Origin of the sequence: Plesiomonas sp., from assembly GCF_051652165.1 — a bacterium.
GTDB lineage: Bacteria > Pseudomonadota > Gammaproteobacteria > Enterobacterales > CAMTGL01 > Plesiomonas.
On sequence record NZ_JBOFTR010000016.1, the window covers coordinates 124,132 to 143,626 of the forward strand.

Consider the following 19,495-nt stretch of genomic DNA (forward strand, 5'->3'; position numbering starts at 1 on the left):
GTTTTTCATACTACTTTGTTACGGAATCATTTTGACCCTTAAAGATATTCAGAGTACAAAAGTAAGCAGTATTACTACACCAACTCGATGGACTGATATGGAACGCAAAATTCTGTTAACTGACTGCCCCGATGCTAAGGGGCTAATCGCAAAAATTACCAACATCTGTTACAAGCATCAGCTAAATATTATCCAAAATAATGAGTTTGTTGATCACCGTACTCGCCGCTTTTTTATGCGTACCGAGTTAGAAGGGATTTTTAATGACACCACATTATTGACTGATCTGGATGATGCCCTGCCTGAGGGTACTAAACGTCGTCTGATTGCTGCAGGGCGTAAACGCGTCGTGATTTTGGTGACAAAAGAGGCACACTGCCTCGGCGATTTACTGATGAAAGCCTATTATGGTGGTCTGGATGTTGATATTGCTGCGGTGATTGGCAATCACGAAACGTTGCGTGTGCTGGTTGAACGGTTTGAGATCCCCTATCACTGTGTCAGCCATGAGAGGTTGAGCCGTGAAGAGCATGATCAACAAATGTGTGCACAAATTGATGCTTATAACCCAGATTATTTAGTTTTGGCTAAATATATGCGGGTGCTAACACCTGAGTTTGTGGGGCATTATCCGAATAAAATCATCAATATTCACCACTCCTTCCTGCCGGCATTTATTGGCTCAAAACCGTATCATCAGGCGTATGAGCGAGGGGTAAAAATTATCGGCGCAACAGCACACTTTGTGAATGATAATCTCGATGAAGGGCCGATTATTGTGCAGGATGTGATTAATGTCGATCACACCTATTCCGCAGAAGATATGATGCTGGCAGGCCGTGATGTAGAAAAAAATGTACTCAGCCGCGCACTGCGTCTGGTACTTGATCAGCACGTTTTTGTACATGGAAACCGCACTGTTGTTCTGTAATCTGCCAATTGATAGCTGATCTTATACTCTATTCTTACCGGTGCGCTCTGCGTGCCGGTATCTCGGTGAACAACGAATTGATGCAGCAGCGTGCATCATAGTCACACAGATCATAACTACTCGCTGTAGAAATGAATGACCTTCACGCTGAACTTAAGCTGCAATTTGCAGATGGGAAAGTGATGCTTGAGTACGCGCGGCTTGTAGGCAGGTTAAAAACAGTTGTGTGCGGTGATCGGCCGCCTTCGTTGTTTTCTTCCCTTCTAGCTCATCGCGTTCGGTATACGACATATTACCGTACACTTCAGGCTGCAAACCGGCTGTATTTTGTGGCGGATAGATAAGCGGATCTGGTTGCAAACACTCAAGCAACCATGTGGATGCCAACCCACCCTGATGAAATGCCTCAGTGCGCTGATCGGCCCACTGCACATCATCTTCATGACCATATAAACGGCTTTTCGGGGGAACCGGTAAATTCAAACTGGCAGTTTGTGTTTGAGGCTCAGGCATCTGAAATTGAGCTTGATCACACACATTAGCCGATAACATAGCTAAAAGCAGCGAAAAATCGGTACGCTGCCCCTGCTCGATGGCTTTAGGTAAGCGGCCATTTAGCTGTAGCTCATCGGTTAATACGCGGGTGTCGATACGATCAATCACAAAAATATCCTGTTCTATGCATAAAATAGGTAGCGGCAATCTCTTTAAATTCTTTACCTCTTTTGGCATTTTTTCCTATTTTAATGTACTAAATGTCTCTATTTTCAACACTCCGCATAAAAAAGCAGCGTGCAGACAACTTTTTAGTATTTTTACCTTTACACTCAGTGTTCATTTGATATGATGCGCCCCGCTTGCTTTGGAGGGGTTCCCGAGCGGCCAAAGGGATCAGACTGTAAATCTGACGGCTCAGCCTTCGAAGGTTCGAATCCTTCCCCCTCCACCATTTATTACAACGCATTGCGCTGGCTTGCAGTGCTACATAACCGTAAAACCTGTGTGGAGAGATTCCCGAGCGGCCAAAGGGATCAGACTGTAAATCTGACGGCTCAGCCTTCGAAGGTTCGAATCCTTCTCTCTCCACCATCTATTACAACGCATTGCTTTGGCTTGCAGTGCTATATAACCGCAAAACCTGTGTGGAGAGATTCCCGAGCGGCCAAAGGGATCAGACTGTAAATCTGACGGCTCAGCCTTCGAAGGTTCGAATCCTTCTCTCTCCACCATTATTTTTTCTTACATCTTTACTCTTGTTTCTCTTCTTCACTGTATCCAAAAAATTTTCTCTCTCTGCTTTTCTCTACACTTCCCCATATTTTATGTGTACTGATTTTACTTTTTCTATATTCCATACCCTTCGCACCTGTTCTTTTTTGTTGTTGATTTTTATACGCAATTTATCTTCTGTCTATTAACCCAAAATTAACAGTGATCGACTACGATCAGCGGTTAATGCCTATTTTAAAAAAGGTAATAGCCAGAAATAAAAAATAATATTCCTAATATAGGAATTAATAACAGCAGAAATCACTGCTCCGAGCAGCCAAATTACCCACATTTTATTTACTCACTATTAACAAAATATCTGACATACAGTAATTTAGCCTTCGATCTGTTTTTTCATACAGAACCAAGGATGTTGTAAATGTTAGATATCCCTGCACTACAAATCTCTGATTTATATAAATCTTTCGGGGTAAACCCCGTGTTGTCAGGTATCAGTTTGAGTGCCCATAAAGGGGATGTGATCTCAATTTTAGGGTCATCGGGGTCAGGCAAGTCTACATTTTTGCGCTGTATTAATTTGCTAGAAACCCCGACAGCCGGTGAAATTCGCATTAAGGGTGAACTGATCACCATGAAACAAAATCGGCGTGGAGAGCGTTTTCCTGCGGATGAAAAACAGGTACAACGGCTACGTTCACGGCTGGCAATGGTCTTTCAGGGGTTTAATCTCTGGTCACACATGACGGTGCTAGAAAATATTATCGAAGCACCTATACATGTTCTGGGTGAACCACGCCACAGTGCTATTGAGAATGCTGAGGCGTTGCTGCACAAAGTTGGCCTGTATGAACGGCGTGATTATTACCCAAGCCACCTTTCCGGCGGACAACAGCAACGCGCAGCAATTGCCCGTGCTCTGGCGGTGCAGCCAGACATTTTGTTGTTTGATGAACCGACATCAGCACTGGATCCGGAGTTGGTAGGTGAAGTGTTAAATGTAATGCGTAGCCTTGCACAAGAGGGGCGAACTATGTTGGTGGTGACACACGAGATGTCATTCGCCCGTGATGTTTCCAACCATGTGCTGTTTTTGCACAAGGGAAAAATTGAGGAGCAAGGTTCACCAGAACAAGTTTTTTATCACACTCAATCAGAGCGTATGCGGCAATTTTTAGCACCAAAATATTAGATTTAAATATCTACACTCTAAATGTTACGCCTTAAATATTAACAATAAATAGGCTAAACAGTGAGATACCAACTACGCTAAAACAGAGATGCACCCCATTATTGGGTGAATAATCAGCAGGTAACACGCCTGCTATGAATAACCAATATCACCCACAGAGCCGGATGTCAGCACGATTAGGTGTATTGCGTTAACCCCCTGTTGAAGAAGGAATTTAAATATGGCCCGAATCCCCGCACTTAATAAGCGTGTTGCACTGAGTATGCTGATCTCTGCAACGTGTCTGGCCAGCGGTTCTGTTATCGCCAAAGAGTGGAAAGAGGTTCGTATTGCAGTGGATGTGCCGTATGAGCCGTTTGAGTTTAAAAAACCGGATGGTTCACTGACCGGTTTTGAAATTGATCTGGGTAACGCAGTCTGCCAGCAGGCAAAACTTAAGTGCGAATGGGTAATACAAACCTGGGACGGTATTATTCCCGGTTTATTGGCCCGTAAATATGATGTGATTTTTTCATCAATGTCGATTAATGAAGAGCGTAAGGCAAAAGTTGATTTTTCTGATGCTTACTACAATACCCCAAGTGCATGGTTTACACCGAAAGTCACTGATATTAACCCTGCGAAACCGGAAACATTCGCTGGTAAAAAACTGGGCGTACAGCGCGGTACAATTCAGGACACAGAAGCAAGCAAGATGTTTGGGAAAACAGCCCAGATTATTCGTTACAACAGCGGTGATGAGGTAGTGTTAGATCTAAAAGGTGGCCGATTAGATGCAGTATTAATTGATTATCCGGTAGGCGAAAGCACGATTTTAAAAACCGCAGACGGTGAAAATTTTGTGATGACCGGGGATAAATTCCAGCTCGGCGATGGTGTGGGTGCAGCATTTCGTAAAAATGATACCGATTTAAAAGCAACATTTAATCAGGCACTCAGCACGGTTAAAAGTAACGGTACGTATGATTCGATTATGAAAAAATATTTTGAATACAATGTGAAGAAATAATCTTCTAAGAGATTATGAGCTATTTTGCTTTTGGTACGGCAGGTCGTTTTTAGCATAGATTTTTTTAGCGCAGGTTGCTTTCAGCGTAATTTGCGCACCTGCCGTACATTTCATATGTTGCCTGTATATTAAATATGCGTATTAGGATAATTATACGCTGTGCACCCCATTACGGAGAATATTATGCTTGATCTCCACGGATACGGCCCGTCTATTTTTTATGGTGCACTGCTGACATTAAAGTTGGCTTTTTTATCTCTGCTGATTGCCTTAATACTGGGTCTACTTACGGCGAAGGCTAAATTATCATCACATCGTAGGTGGCGTGTTATTGGTCAACTTTATACGACGGTGATCCGCGGTGTGCCAGATCTGGTACTGATGCTGCTCATTTTCTTCGGCATTCAAATTGCCGTAAATATGCTAGGTGATTGGATAGTTGAACATTACCAGATTGGTTTTTATATCAATATTGATGAGTTTACCGCAGGTGTATTGACCATTGGGCTAATTTTTGGTGCTTACATGGGCGAAACGTTCCGGGGGGCGTTTTTGGCGGTAGAGCGTGGTCAGATCGATGCAGCACGGGCTTTTGGTATGTCTTCGGTACAAGTATTCCGACGGGTGTTGTTCCCGCAAATGATGCGACATGCACTGCCCGGATTGGGCAATAACTGGCAAGTTCTGGTCAAGACAACCGCGTTGGCTTCAGTCATTGGGCTGACTGATATGGTCAAGCTGGCCAAAGAAGCAGCTGGGGCGGTACATGAGCCATTTATCTTTTTTATTCCGGTAGCCATTATCTATCTGGCATTAACCACGCTTTCTGAATGGGGCATTTCAGCACTGGAAAGGCACTACAGCATTGGCGTAGTCAGGGAGTAGACAAGATGAACGAGCCATTTTTGCCTATTTTAACCACTTGGTTAGACGGTAACACGATTTTCACCTCTGAAACGCTGCTGCACTATGCCAATGGGTTGGTGACTACGTTGCAATTGCTGGTTGTTTCATTGTGGTTTGGCGGACTACTGGCAATTCCGTTAGCCATTGCAAGATACAGCAAGAACCGTATTATTTCAGGCTCAGTGTGGGTATTTACCTATCTGTTTCGTGGAACACCTTTGCTGATCCAACTCTATATTGTGTATTACGGCGTGAGCATGATTGATGGTGTACAAGGCTCTGTCTGGTGGCCATTCCTGCAAAACCCGCTTTACCCCTGTTTACTTGCTTTTTCCCTCAATACTGCAGCCTACAGTACTGAGATTTTACGTGGTGCAATGCAGGCTACGCCGCGTACAGAGCGTGAAGCGGCACGAGCGTACGGTATGTCATCTTTTTGCTTGTTGCGACGGATAGTTTTGCCTTCAGCTTTTCGCCGCGTGTTACCCGCATATTCTAATGAGGTGATTTATATGCTGCATGCTACCTCACTCGCCAGTGTGGTTACGGTCATTGATATTACCGGTGCAGCACGTGATACCTATGCACGTTATTACGCGCCGTTTGAGGCCTTTTGCTTTGCCGCACTGATTTATCTGTGCTTAACACTGATGATTGTTGGAGTCTTTAAACGGTGGGAACAACGCTGGCAACGGCATCTACGCCCTTTATCGTAAGATTGGATATAGCCACAACCGCGTCGTGTACAAAAAAGCCGGCTTAAACCGGCTTTTTTATCTAGATAGCGTTACAACGTAAAATTAGCCCAAATTGGCGCATGATCTGACGGTTTTTCCATTCCCCGGATCTGATAATCAATTCCTGTATCTAGATAGCGTTCTGCCAGCATTTTCGTGGCCAAAATCTGATCGATACGTAAACCTCGGTTCTCATCAAACCCTTTTGAGCGGTAATCAAACCATGAAAATCTGTCATTCACTTCAGGATTTTCTGCTCGGAAAGTATCAATAAGCCCCCACTGTAACAGTGTTTCCATCCATTCACGCTCTTCAGGCAAGAATGAGCATTTTCCGGTACGTAACCAGCGTTTACGATTTTGCTCACCAATACCAATATCTAGATCCGTGGCACTGATGTTCATATCCCCCATAATGACAATCGGTTGATCTGGATTATGGCAGGTATTGAGATAGTGCATCAGATCAGCATAAAACTTACGTTTTGCCGGAAACTTGGTTTCATGATCACAACTTTCACCTTGCGGAAAATAGCCATTAATCACCGTTAATGTGCCTATAGGTGTGGCCAAATCAGCCATGATGATACGGCGCTGCGCATCTTCATCATCTGTCGGGAAGCCTTTACGTACGGCCAAGGGTTCAGCTTTGGTCAGTAACGCCACACCGTAATGACTTTTTTGGCCATGATAAAAAACGTGATACCCCAGCGGAGCAAGATCAGCTAACGGAAAGGCATCATCGTGGACTTTAATCTCTTGCAGCCCAATAACATCGGGTTGATGCTGCTGTACAATTTCAGCCAACTGGTGTGGCCTTGCACGTAATCCATTGATATTAAACGATATAAATTTCATAAGTTATGTTTATTGTCATCATTAAAAAGATATTCAGAATGCTAACAAGGCCACGGACAGTTTAAAAGCAAGAATTGATCTTAATCAAAATAAAATCTTTACGTTGAGTATCATTTACGACTCAAATTTTACTGAGTTCCAAAATTTCACTTTTAAATCACATAATAAAATTAACATTAAAAATTGCTGAGTTTCTCATTATTTTACTTGTAGAAAAGGGCTGCTAAACAGCCCTTTATCTAGTGTCTTTTAAACTCTTAATCTAGGCTCTACTCTATATTTAGGCTCTAAATCTAAACGAGAGCACTTTATTACTCTTGAATAAGAGTCACACTAAATCTTTGTTGGCTACCTTGCTTACCACCTTCAGCCATTCCCTCTAGTAATAGATCATAATCGCCAACAGTTAATTGGCTTAATTCTAGCAAGAGCGTACCATCACCATCAATCCGCGCACTTGCACTTCCTTGTACATTACCTGATTGTTCTAACGTTGCTGTAATATTTACTGGATTAGCTGTACTCAAAACGAGTGGGATACTGATTTTTCCATTAACCAGTGGGTACTGGCTGTTAAAGTTATAGAGTGTAAAATCACTATTTGCACCTGCAGTTGGTACAATAAAGTCACCACTAATATAATTAATTGGTGCCCAGCCTTTGCTAAATACCCACTTATTTCCATTCGTGTGATAAATATTAGGTAATTGAACACATTGGTTGTTACCATTAACAAAACCAATCCCATAATAATTTGCGTTACTTTGATAACAAAGTGGTTGACCATTTTGGTGTAATACTGGCTTATTGAGCTGGCCTTTCATGTGCAAAGACAGCCAATCAAATTGATTAGGTGCTGACTCTATAGTAACAAACTGACCATCAGGCTGCCGATAACGCATAAACTCACCCGCTTCACAACGGTAACCACCGCCATCTACTGGTTCAACATACCCGTAATACTGTTCATTATCAGTAAAAGTAAAACGACATAGGTTACGCTTTTCAGTATCTTTGAGTAGCGTTCCCATTAATAACTGCTCTTGATTATTTAACCCTGCTAATTGTTCAACACTAAAATCTTTTTCATTGACTAACCACCCCATTGGCATATTTGAAAACTGCATAAAATAATGATCAGTTGGGTACATGTGGCTATCAGAACGGTATTTTCTTCCACCATTACCTGGTTGAGCATAACGGTATATGGCATTTTCTGGTTTATAAAAACCATTTAGATTATCATCCATATAAGGGAGATCACCTTTGCGAATATGATAATTAGCCATTACTGTAATTAATGGATGCCAGCCATGACTACCACGAGCAAATGCACTGTTATGGCTATAGTTTCGGCCATCAAAACCATATCCAAATTCATGGGCAATAATGCCCCAGCTGCCGTAGTAATGGCTAACAAAATTAAAAGTATCAATACCCGTTATTCCTGCACTACCTAAACCACCCCCCATTGAAGTGATCCCTACATTTAAAGTAGGACGTTTCATTAAACTTTGATAGTAATGCTCATAATCTTCAGCTTTAAAAATCCCATTGGCAACATAGTTATTTCCTCCGTTACCAAACATATCGTAGCCTAGAACATCTTTAAAATTAAACCAAACATGCTTAAATTCCTCCGCCGATACTATGTAAGCTAAATTAGTTGCAATAATTAACCACTCTTTCGCATACAGTGCATTCATTGCTCTCCATTTATTATCATTTGGATTTTTAGTGGCAAATCGTACATTCCAACTTGGCTTTAAGCGTGATAATTTTTGAGCAAAAGGATCAGAGTTTGAACTGAAGCGATGAGTTAACTGCTCTGATAAAGCAACACTATTATCAAGTAGAGCATTAAGATCAAAAATACCATCACGATTAGCACTATTAAAACGGCCATTATCACCAAAAGCACTAAGAGGTAGAATAATCTGTGCGTAAGCCGGTAAACGGTCAAACTGCCCTAAAACAAACCATTTATTAATACCACTCAACTTAGATTCGATATTAATATCATGCAGCTCCTTTGCAGCATAGTTAGTAATCCTTACCCACTCATTATCAATGAGTTCAGTTTTTACCAAAGAGTTAATATTAACTGATCGTAAATCGCGGTTAATCAATACATCATAAGGTTCATCTTTATCAAAAATGTAACTCACAGAGCTTGGTAACAGCTGATCAAAGTTAAATTGTGGTACTGACAGGCTATCGCCAGAGACAAAAGTAATTTCTTTAGTAAGTAATTTATTAATCCCTAAACCATTATTATTAGCAGTAACTAATGTATCTCCTGCTAAATGTACATCTTTGAGGGCAGAGATCGGTTGCTGATTAATACGGTTGACTGAAAACGTTTCATTTGTAAAGCGAAATCCATTAGAGATAAAGTCATCAATTTGATACCATGCAATGTGATCTTTAAAGTTAACAACTAACTGATCACCGTCAGTATCCATTTTTTGTAATGCGCTATCTGTGATAATTTGCTCTGGTGCTAATGCTACACCATCATTAATTGATTGATCCAACTTTCTTAAGTCATAAATATAATAATTTTTACCTGCGGTATGGACAATTAAATAGTCTTTTAACAAGTGCATTTGCACAAAGCGGTTGCTATATTTCCCTTCAAATTGCAAATGGCCTATAGCTGGTATCTTTAAATTATTTTCTGGTGTGACATCTTCCTGTCGGTATACTTTAATCAGATTTAAAGAATCTGCAACCATGACATAATGATCATTTGCTACTACTGCTTGCGCTCTATCTAAGCGATTACTCCCTGCCCCCCCTTTTCCTGTACCTAATGTCGTTACATGCTGATGGTTATTATCTAAATCAAAAATATCAATTCGATGTGAGAACCGTGACACAACATATAATAAGTTATTTCTAATATAAAGCTCACTTAAGTAATTATAACCAGCAAAACCAGTTGCAGTATTAATACCACTAATATCACCAATCACCTGTTTAGAAGGAATATCGATAATAATCACTTTACCGGGATTACTGTTTTGAGTAACGTATAAACTATTTTTATAACGCTCTACTGCCGTAACTAAATTAGCATCTAATCCTAGCTGTTCAGCTAATAGTTGCTCACCAATATCTAAATTTTTCATTTTGGTGTCAAATGAGTTTACTTGGCAAGATGTATTATCTAACACGACATGAGTACGCTCGCCTTGCTGTATAGTGCCTCGTGGATAATATTCCATTAAGCAACCATTCCCATAGTTATAATTACCAAATAACTTGTTCACAGCAACAACACCACCGTCGTACCAACTTAGCTCCCAATCATCATTAAAAAAATCAAATACATTACGAATTGCTGTTTCATCTAAAAAAGTGGGTTTAGGAAGATCAAAAATAATCTGATTATCTGCTGTCAAACGATACTCAGTGCCATTGACAGTGAGATAACGTTGACCATCTTTAATACTCACATTACTACCGCTTTCAGCTTCATCATACAATGCAGATAAACGTTCCGTCATTTTTTGATAATGGGTTTGATAAGTCTGACGAAAATAATCTTGTTCCCCTGTTGTTGCCCATACTGAATGTGATAAACCTACGCCAATAATGGCAGCAAGAGTAGTAATTTTCATAGTAAAAATATCCTTATTAGTCAATAGTATTAAAAGCTAAAACTGAAATAGCTTCACAACACCAAAAAGTGATAAAGCACACAACTTATTGAGAAAAATGAATCACCGAAAATTTAAAAGCACTATAGTAATAAAGGCAGAATAACGAACAGAATAAATGCACAACACAAAATATATAAATAATAAGGTGATCTTATATATTATAACAATCTAGCTAATATAAAGTTATAAACACTGACACTGATTCCCCCCTCAAAAAATCAGAAAGCCACTAACCCTTCAATTATTCTAAAAGGGTATACCATTAAAAAGTGATCTACTATTCAGATACTCAATACAATTTATACTCGACAATATTTTGACAAATTACCACCAAATAAATACCACTAAAATCACATTAAAAAACAAATGCAATGATAAATTAATTTTAAACATAAAAATAAATCCCATGTCAATAAACCATATCCCATTTAATTGGAATTATTAATACTTAACACTAAGTAATATGAATGATATCTATCATGTTATAATTAAACACATACCACCCCCCTTTTTTGATGTACAATTGATTGAATATTGACTCACTTTTAATTATGAGTGTCGTTTGATGTATTACCTAATAAAAAAACATCTAATGAATTGATAACAGGTAGAGAAAATATAAGTGTCTTTTCTTAAAACCTCATTAATGTAACTTATTACTTTACAAGTATAATATGCTGTTAACGTGTGTCGCTATATACTCTCTCAATAATTCGTTTCATGTAAATTTTCACCATGCCATGAGAGCATTCTAAATGTAAACATGTATCACGTCTTAACATACTCATTAAGATTCGAAATAAAAACACTGCTACCCTAAGGAAAAATCAGACAGGAAAATCGATTATGCTGATGCACCGTATATTAGAGATAAGTTGCTACAGTGTCAGTTGTGCACTGCAGGCTGAAAAAGCCGGTGCTGACAGAGTTGAGCTATGTGCTGGCCGCTTAGAGGGGGGAACAACACCTGCATATGGTTCATTGATCAGTGCACGTGATCAGCTAACTATTCCTGTGTTCCCGATCTTACGTCCGCGCGGCGGTGATTTTTGCTATAGTCAGCAAGAATTTGAAGAGATGAAATCAGACCTATCACTGATGCGTGAACTTGGTTATCCTGGTGTTGTATTGGGTATGCTCAATGAAAACGGTGAGTTAGACAGTGTACGGATACAAACGCTGCTAGGTTTAGCAGGCACAATGGAAATTACGTTTCATCGTGCATTTGATATGTGTGCAGACCCTCTATTAATGCTGCAACAACTCACAGATTTGGGTGTTAGCCGTATTCTTACCTCAGGGCAGCGTGATACTGCTGAACTAGGTTTACCTTTACTGCAAATACTTTGGGAACAAACAGCAAAAACAAATGGGCCTATTATTCTACCCGGATCAGGTATCAGATTAAATAATATCCACACTTTTATTCAAGCTGGAGCGAGTGAAATTCACTCGTCAGCGTCACACGCTGTGCCTTCGCCAATGCGCTACCATCAACCCGGAGTCAATATGAGCCGAGATAGCGGTGCGGATGAATTTATGCGTATTGAAGTTGACCCATATACTGTTCGCCAAATGAAAATGTGTTTGCTAGAGAATATGTCATAGCAACAAAATATTTTATATTGGTCAGACAGTATACATATCACAAATGCAACTGTTATATACTGTCTGCTCAGTAGTTTTTGATTTAATGCTCTTACAAAACAGTAAAAGCTTGTATACGATCAGATTGAATAATGAAATGTGCTAATGTTTTTGCTCCTGGCCCTGTCTGTTCACCGCGCGGCAATAGCAACTGAGCCGTTAAACGCCGTTCACCACCAAACTGTATCGGTAAACGGTGTAGTAACCCTTGTTGGAACTCTGGTTCAGCAATATGATCGGGTAGCCATGCAAACCCCATATTAGACAATAGTAGGTTTTTTGCCTCATAAAAATGGCTTACACTCCACCGTTGACCTGATTTTAGCCAGCCAATTTCCATTGTCGGTTGTAATGCATTATCCATAATGACAATTTGTAAATGCCCAACTAAATCTTGCTCATTTAACGTTGTAAACTCAGCCAATGCATGTTTAGGGTGGCAATAAGGATGCAATGAAATACCGCACAAAGGCTCACCTAAAAATCCGGTGGGGACATGTGGCGTGATCACCAGATCCCAGCCATCACGAATCGCCTCTTGCGTAGCGGTCAGGATAGTATCTTTAATTATTAACCGGCTACCACGACTTTGTGGATAAAATTGTGTAATCGCATTGAGTAACGGTTGACGTGGATAGATTGATTCAATGGCAATACGGATCTCTGCTTCCCAACCCTGATCCAAATTTGCTGCCAGCTCTTCAACTGCCAGCGCATGCCCCGTTAACTGACGGCTGCGGTGCAAAATAACCCGACCTGCATCGGTTAAAAATGCCTTACGACCGCGTACCTCTAATAGCTGTACGCCTAGCATCTCTTGCAATTTTGACACCGCATGGTTCAGCGATGACTGGCTTTTGTTAAGCTTTTCAGCCGCTTGAGCATAACCACCGTGATCTACCACGGCCTGAAACATCCGCCACTGTTCAAGAGTTGTTTTTGGCCGTGATAGTACTGACATTCACTTATTCCTTCAGGTTACTCAGCCCTTGCACAACACATTTATTGCGTGCCACAATAACTGCGCGGCATGGCGCTGGATATCCCTCTACTGTTTTACTCGGATCAAGTGGGTCTAAAAAATCAGCCAGTGATTCCGTAATCATCCACTGCGTTCGGCGCTGCTCGTCAAGTGATGTCATCTCAACATCCACAACTCGCACATCAATAAACCCTGATTTTTCAAGCCACTTCACCAGTGCCGCAGCCGATGGAATAAAATAGACATTACGCATTTTGGCATAACGCTCGCCTGGTACTAATACGGTATTCTCGTCTCCTGGTACAACCAGAGTCTCAAGTACAAGTTCACCTTCTGGTTGTAATTGCGCTTTTAATTGCAGCAGATGATCCAGCGGCGAGCGACGGTGATACAGTACCCCCATGGAAAAAACTGTATCAAAGGTTTTTAGCTCAGGCAGTTGCTCAATCCCTAGAGGGATCAAATTGGCTCGCTGATCATTGCCTAATAATTTACGTACCGCTTCAAACTGGCATAAAAACAGCGGTGTTGGGTCAATCCCCACTACACACTCAGCACCTTCCCCAACCATACGCCACATATGGTAGCCACTGCCACAGCCTACATCTAATACTGTCCGACCGGCCAAAGGTGTAATATGTGGCAATACACGATCCCACTTCCAGTCTGATCGCCACTCGGTATCAAGATGAATACCGTGTAAATGATACGGCCCTTTACGCCATGGCATTAAACCTTGTAGCAAATAGGTGATCCGCTGACGCTCTCCATCAGAAATACTGTAATCATCACCTACTGCAACAGCGGAAGTTAAATTCATCAATGAAACGGGCATATCAGGTAGAAAATTGACTGACTTTTCCCAACGTTTAAACTGGCTGTTTTGATTCTCTTTTTGCCAAATAGCCAACTGTGCAGGTAATGTCTCTAACCAATGAGCCAGAGGCGTTTTCGCTATCAGTGCATAAAAATGGTTAAACTCAATCATTTACTTGCTCTCTTATTGCATGCTCTGATTTTATCGCTAACATAGAACCAAAATTAAAGCACTGATACCATACTTCTGCGTGCTCAAACCCTGCACGGGCTAAACGTTGCTTATGCATCTCTACTGTATCCGTTAACATCACATTCTCAAGTGCACTGCGCTTTTGACTGATCTCTAATTCACTGTAACCGTTAGCACGTTTAAAATCTAAGTGCATATCAAATAAGTGTTCACCAATAGTTGTATCGGCAAATGAAAATTTCTCAGAAAGCACTAATGCTCCACCAGGGCGCAAACCAGCATAAATTTTATTCAGCAGCGCCTGCCGATCATCAGGGTGTAAAAATTGCAGTGTAAAATTCAGTACAACCATTGAAGCATTTTCAATCGCCACATCACGGATATCGCCCTCAATCACCTCTACCGGTGTCTCTGAACGAAATGTATCAATATGGCGTTTGCAACGCTCAATCATGGCTGGTGAGTTATCAACGGCAATAACACGTACACCTTCGACATCGATATTTCGTCGCATTGACAACGTTGCCGCGCCAAGTGAACAACCAAGATCAAAAGCCTGCGTATTCGGCTGGATAAAACGTGCAGCCAGCATACCGATAGTAGCAATAATATTGCTATAACCGGGAACAGAACGCTTAATCATGTCGGGAAAAACATCCGCAACACGATCATCAAAAGAAAAATCACCTAATTGGGCGATTGGAGCAGAAAAGAGAGTATCGCGGCTAGACATAGCGAAACCTGAGTGACCTGAGTGAATAGGAAGATAATAAAAAAACAGGGTATTCTAGAGGATAGAAGTAGAACTGTCTTGTCTCTTACCGCTACAGACTGTAGCGGTAATTATATATCGTATTATTGCAGATAAAAAATTTGTGACCACGGAATATAGTATAAATTACCGATAATCATCAAAATCAGTGCCGCATACGTTGCCCCCATACCAGCACGCCGCCAGCGGAACTCACGCTCATGCATACCAAAATAGTGCAAAATACGGCCAATAAGTAGCATCAATCCAGTAAAATGCAGTAACCACGTTTCTGCACCATTCATCTCCATTACAATCAGTAATAAAATTCCAATGGGAATATACTCAACCGCATTACCATGAATACGAATCGCCGTTTGTAGCTGGTAGAACCCACCATCACCAAAAGAGACTTTATACTGAAAACGCAACTTCACTACATCAAGAGAAAACTTGATCAATAACAGCGCGCCAAGCACCGCATAAAGGGCGCTAACCATCGTCATCTACTCCACAACAAACAATACTGTACATATGATAAAGACACGCAGGTGTCATCTTAATTGTGTATATATTGCTTATTCTTTGTTAATCAATATCTGCATTTATCACATTATTATCGCATTGTGTGATAAATACACCTCAAGCTACTATACTAAATTTTTAATTGTTATTCCTGTGTAAAGACACATAACGATACATAGTAAACACTTATTACAAATAAAAATAACGGCTATTTTTAAAAACTCACTTTATGTTAATTTTTCACTTATATTTACAAACATACACTGTTTACGAACATAAAATAGTTTAACTAGCCGAAACACAGCTTAATGAAAGCTCTGTATTTGAAAAAGGATGATTTAATATAAACATATTAATACCTTCCGCCGGTAAAGCTCGGCAAAAATGATCACCTTGTAACCAATTTGATGACAACATTTTACTCATGATCACAAACTGCTTTTGTGTATTTATCTGATCAAAAATGACTTTAATATTCAGTCTGCGTGCTATTTGTAAAATACCACGCACTAAAATCTGCTGTTTACGATTACGCATTAAATCAGTATATAACGCACAATCAATTTTAATAAAATCAAGCGATACCCGTTGAAAAGCGACCAACGATGCAGGGTTTCGGCCAAATCCGCCGAGTGCCAACTTGATCCCCATCGTATGCAAATTAAACAATACGGATATCATCACATCACTTGGATTTTCACCCTCAATTTGCAAGGTCAAACAATGTGCAGGCAGACTATAACGCATAAGTAATGACTGAATCAGAGCAGGTAATTCCGGATGCAATAGATAGTGGCTAATCGGAATACATAAGCTCAATTCCCGCTCAGGAAAATCTTGATGCCATTGGCGAAGTTGTTGACAACTTTTTTCTAACATCCAACAACTTAATGAGTCTGTTAATGCATTATTTTCCGCTAATTGCCATAATTCACGTGTGCTTATCTGACCAAAACGAGGATGATACCAACGCGGATTTACGTCAATTAAATGCACATCATTCCCTGTGCAATCAAGAACTGGCTGAAAATGCAAATTAAGCACTTGATACTCAAGATCATGGCGCAGCATCTCAGACAATGCACGCAAACGCTCTGCTTTATGCGCCAATAATGGGCGTGAAAACGTCACGATACCGGTTCGGTGTTGCTGCTGCGCATCAGCTAATGCAAGCTCTGCACACTTAAGTAATGTTTCTTGACGACGCTGTGAGTTACTCACTGCGGCCCCACAACAAAAAAGTACCGATGTTCGTTGAGGTAAATGATCACTTAACGTGTGCAATTTTATTTTGAGTTGCTCAACAATCGGGGGTAAATCAGTGTCTTTATTTACTTTTAATAACAACGCAAATTGATCATCACCAGTCCGAAACAATTGACTCTCTGTCGGCCTCACCGCTTGTAAACTTTGAGTCATGATCCGAAGAACATGATCCCCAACGTCAAAACCAGAAACATGATTAATCATGCGGAAAAACTCTAGATCAAACAGCATCAACCCTATACGCTGTTTATCATAATGTATATGTTGTAGTGTGCTAACCAACTGATTACGCAAAGGTAAATCTGTGAGTATATCTTGCTGGTTTTGTCGTTCAAGTCGGCGAGTTTGTTGATAGAAAAGAGTAAAACATAGCAATGCAAGAAAAAATGATATAACCAGTGAAATACCCAGTAAATGGCTTGCTAACACAGTGCTATTACTTCCGGTAAGTTGATAATAGCGATATTCATGGAAAAATTGGTTAATTAAACGATCTAAACCACGGCTATTTTGCACAATTTTATGACGAATAGTTACAATATCTTGATCTGAAATAATATGCTGATTAAACAGAGGTTCAAGTGATTTAAAATCACGAAAATATTGTTGAAGAAATATATCAGCACCCAAAACTTGATCAATAGCTGCCGCCTCTTCTCCTTCGAGTAATACAGGAAAACGGCTCCACATTAACTCATAGCGCAAGTACATCTCATCTATATCAACCAAACCTGCTTGATATAACCGAAGCGCAGACTCTATTTTCTGCTGCTCCATTTGTAACTGCATAAGCGCCCATGAACTATTCGAGTGTGTCACTTTCAATGAGCCAACACCAAGACTAAATAGCCCTAATGAAAACACCGCACTGATCACAAATAGCATTCCACTTATCACAAGCCATATATTGCATTTTTTTAACCAGGTCATCCCAACCCTCATCATTTCAACAGTTAATCCTTAACCGCATGAATACTTCTGATTTGCCAAGCCATTTGAGCATAATATGTTGAGCTATGTAAGTTTGGGTACTTATCAAGCGGCAACACCAGCCAGATTGGGCCATTATCACGAATCCGCATCTCTTTACCATCAACATGCGTAGCAAGTATAGGATCATAAGGTGCTAATTCCGTAGGTGATAATGTAATTTGGTAACCATTAATGGAATCGATCTCTATCCGGTCCGACTGTATCTTCCCCAACGCTAATATATCCGTAAGGCTAGGGCCACTAAATGTTCTGGCTTGCGTATGCCATGGAGTTGAGGTTGTAATTTGGTGTTGTGGAAGTGCATTTAATTGCGAAACAGAGAGCGCAATGGTATCAGTATGGTAATTGGTTAATGTTAATACTGTTTTTTCACTCTTTACCGGTTCAGCCATTTTATCTTGTGCATAATTTGGAAAACTGGTTAACAACATCAAAAAAGCTAACGCAAGCACCCTCGACATTAAGCCTTTCCTATTGAACGCGACAAAATCATACATGCACCTAACTCTCTTTAATTTCAGTAAAATGGCAGTACTGTTTGTGAAAGTATACAAAATAAGCAACTACGTAGTCATAAAGAGAGTCATTCTAAGTAAAAACAAAATGAATACAAATAGAACCCATTTTATTAATTATCAACTACATTAGTGATACATTTAACACCCTTAAATTAAGGCATTAAGTTCTGTTAATGTCAGCACATCACGTCCATAACGTGCAATAAAACGAGGATAGAGATAGTCGGTAAAAACATCACGTGACACCTCCTGTGTTAAGAGCTTATTTCGCTCTTCTCGGCTTAATCCATATACCTCAGCATAAAACTCAACGGCTATTTTGAAGGCTACAGTTAACCCATATGTTCGTATTCTGATTGTACGACGTGTATAACGGCCATCGCTATTTTTGTACGCAATAACAAATTGCGGGGAACACTCTGCACTGCGGCCTCGCCGAGGTGGAGCATACTCAATCATTGCACGAAAATTATTTGCAATAATATTCTTCTTATTTTGATCTGGCTGAACAACCCGTGTCTCTTTTTTTACTAAGTTCACCGCTTCAGCTTCAATTCGCCATTGCTCATTCAGTTTTTTTGCTTCTACCTCTGCATTAAGGGCGGTATGCTCACTCATGCTAAAATATTTCTGACGGTATACGCCGTTGACTGTCGTCACAACTCTATACCCAACAAATCCAGAGGGGTGGCAATTATCCTTGTAAAAAAACACAGCCATTTTAGATTACTCTTATGTGGTTTAAGGCACTAAACTTAGGTATGCCATTTAAGTTGATACTCAATAATACTGTATGCACAACAAATTATTGCCAATATTAATATACACTTAACATTTATTTAGCCCTTTAACTGCACTTATTGAATGTTTTTTGTGCTAACTGACCGAAAAACAAGACATTTTGTTTTTTGTGGGATAGCCTAAATCAAAAAACAGACAGCACATATTTAGTCATCAGCACTACGACCAGCAAGTGTTCATAGCGTGGGCAGCCTCTACACTATATATGCAGCTTATTATGCTAACTCTATTTTTCCACAAACGTCCTGTTCCATTATAGCAATAAACACGGTAACGCTGCTGTTCTACATCTTAGAAAAATGCTCGCTTCACCTTCACGCTATTCTGATGATACTTATGCCTCATTTTCTAATGAACATCAGCGTATAGCCCTATATATGCAAAATTCGCAATGCGTTACAAACTACATATATTCGCTAATTTCAAAATATATGCAGGCAGTGTTATCTTTAAATTATGCTGTAGCGAGGCATTGA

Annotated in this window: 16 protein-coding genes and 3 tRNA genes; 9 read left to right on the top strand and 10 right to left on the bottom strand. The window is 40.2% G+C overall.

The genetic code is table 11. The annotated features are described in order from the left end of the window. Window positions 1-97: 97 nt before the first annotated feature. Window positions 98-931 (top strand): formyltetrahydrofolate deformylase, encoded by an 834-nt coding sequence (gene purU / locus ACRC53_RS10175; protein ID WP_438643315.1) that lies wholly within the window; start codon window positions 98-100, stop codon window positions 929-931. 153 nt (window positions 932-1,084) lie between these two features. Here purU and ACRC53_RS10180 read toward each other — a convergent pair whose 3' ends face one another. Continuing rightward, window positions 1,085-1,594, bottom strand: coding sequence for a VC2046/SO_2500 family protein (locus ACRC53_RS10180; RefSeq protein ID WP_438623011.1), 510 nt, complete (start codon window positions 1,592-1,594; stop codon window positions 1,085-1,087). A 201-nt stretch (window positions 1,595-1,795) separates the two neighbouring features. Between ACRC53_RS10180 and ACRC53_RS10185 the strand changes: the two genes are divergently transcribed. The 7 genes from ACRC53_RS10185 to ACRC53_RS10215 all read left to right on the top strand — a co-directional run bounded on the left by ACRC53_RS10185 (window position 1,796) and on the right by ACRC53_RS10215 (window position 5,981). Beyond that, window positions 1,796-1,880 (top strand) — tRNA-Tyr (locus tag ACRC53_RS10185). Window positions 1,881-1,935: 55 nt separating this feature from the next. Then, window positions 1,936-2,020, top strand: a tRNA-Tyr gene (locus tag ACRC53_RS10190). 55 nt (window positions 2,021-2,075) lie between these two features. Next, window positions 2,076-2,160 (top strand) — tRNA-Tyr (locus ACRC53_RS10195). Window positions 2,161-2,579: 419 nt separating this feature from the next. Further along, window positions 2,580-3,350 carry an ABC transporter ATP-binding protein gene (locus tag ACRC53_RS10200; protein WP_438643316.1) on the top strand — a complete coding sequence of 257 codons (771 nt, stop codon included), beginning with the start codon at window positions 2,580-2,582 and terminating at the stop codon, window positions 3,348-3,350. 220 nt (window positions 3,351-3,570) lie between these two features. After that, complete coding sequence (locus ACRC53_RS10205; protein WP_438643317.1) at window positions 3,571-4,359, top strand: transporter substrate-binding domain-containing protein; 789 nt, start codon at window positions 3,571-3,573, stop codon at window positions 4,357-4,359. Window positions 4,360-4,542: 183 nt separating this feature from the next. Further along, on the top strand, window positions 4,543-5,244 hold the full coding sequence (locus tag ACRC53_RS10210) for an ABC transporter permease (RefSeq protein ID WP_438643318.1): 702 nt from the start codon (window positions 4,543-4,545) through the stop codon (window positions 5,242-5,244). A gap of 5 nt (window positions 5,245-5,249) precedes the next feature. Beyond that, window positions 5,250-5,981 carry an ABC transporter permease gene (locus ACRC53_RS10215; protein ID WP_438643319.1) on the top strand — a complete coding sequence of 244 codons (732 nt, stop codon included), beginning with the start codon at window positions 5,250-5,252 and terminating at the stop codon, window positions 5,979-5,981. 71 nt (window positions 5,982-6,052) lie between these two features. On the opposite strand, the gene xthA is transcribed toward ACRC53_RS10215, so the two are convergent. Next, entirely contained in the window at window positions 6,053-6,859 is an 807-nt protein-coding gene (xthA, locus tag ACRC53_RS10220) for an exodeoxyribonuclease III (RefSeq protein WP_438643320.1), read from the bottom strand. A 311-nt stretch (window positions 6,860-7,170) separates the two neighbouring features. Continuing rightward, window positions 7,171-10,485 (bottom strand): hypothetical protein, encoded by a 3,315-nt coding sequence (locus ACRC53_RS10225; RefSeq protein ID WP_438643321.1) that lies wholly within the window; start codon window positions 10,483-10,485, stop codon window positions 7,171-7,173. A gap of 888 nt (window positions 10,486-11,373) precedes the next feature. Between ACRC53_RS10225 and cutC the strand changes: the two genes are divergently transcribed. Next, complete coding sequence (gene cutC, locus ACRC53_RS10230; RefSeq protein WP_438643322.1) at window positions 11,374-12,135, top strand: copper homeostasis protein CutC; 762 nt, start codon at window positions 11,374-11,376, stop codon at window positions 12,133-12,135. A 91-nt stretch (window positions 12,136-12,226) separates the two neighbouring features. Here cutC and ACRC53_RS10235 read toward each other — a convergent pair whose 3' ends face one another. From ACRC53_RS10235 to ACRC53_RS10265, 7 genes are all read right to left on the bottom strand, one after another. Continuing rightward, window positions 12,227-13,135, bottom strand: coding sequence for a LysR family transcriptional regulator (locus ACRC53_RS10235; RefSeq protein ID WP_438643323.1), 909 nt, complete (start codon window positions 13,133-13,135; stop codon window positions 12,227-12,229). Window positions 13,136-13,139: 4 nt separating this feature from the next. Continuing rightward, window positions 13,140-14,144 carry a tRNA 5-methoxyuridine(34)/uridine 5-oxyacetic acid(34) synthase CmoB gene (gene cmoB / locus ACRC53_RS10240; RefSeq protein ID WP_438643324.1) on the bottom strand — a complete coding sequence of 335 codons (1,005 nt, stop codon included), beginning with the start codon at window positions 14,142-14,144 and terminating at the stop codon, window positions 13,140-13,142. Further along, a complete protein-coding gene (gene cmoA / locus ACRC53_RS10245; RefSeq protein ID WP_438643325.1) occupies window positions 14,137-14,898 on the bottom strand; it encodes a carboxy-S-adenosyl-L-methionine synthase CmoA in 762 nt (253 codons plus the stop codon). Before cmoA ends, cmoB begins: the two co-directional genes overlap by 8 nt. 122 nt (window positions 14,899-15,020) lie before the next feature. Then, window positions 15,021-15,416, bottom strand: a complete 396-nt coding sequence (locus tag ACRC53_RS10250; RefSeq protein ID WP_438643326.1) for an MAPEG family protein — start codon at window positions 15,414-15,416, stop codon at window positions 15,021-15,023. Between the two features lie 310 nt (window positions 15,417-15,726). Continuing rightward, a complete protein-coding gene (locus ACRC53_RS10255; protein ID WP_438643327.1) occupies window positions 15,727-17,592 on the bottom strand; it encodes an EAL domain-containing protein in 1,866 nt (621 codons plus the stop codon). Between the two features lie 68 nt (window positions 17,593-17,660). Next, on the bottom strand, window positions 17,661-18,161 hold the full coding sequence (locus ACRC53_RS10260) for a hypothetical protein (protein ID WP_438643328.1): 501 nt from the start codon (window positions 18,159-18,161) through the stop codon (window positions 17,661-17,663). A 204-nt stretch (window positions 18,162-18,365) separates the two neighbouring features. Beyond that, window positions 18,366-18,836 carry a hypothetical protein gene (locus ACRC53_RS10265; protein ID WP_438643329.1) on the bottom strand — a complete coding sequence of 157 codons (471 nt, stop codon included), beginning with the start codon at window positions 18,834-18,836 and terminating at the stop codon, window positions 18,366-18,368. Window positions 18,837-19,495 lie beyond the last annotated feature (659 nt).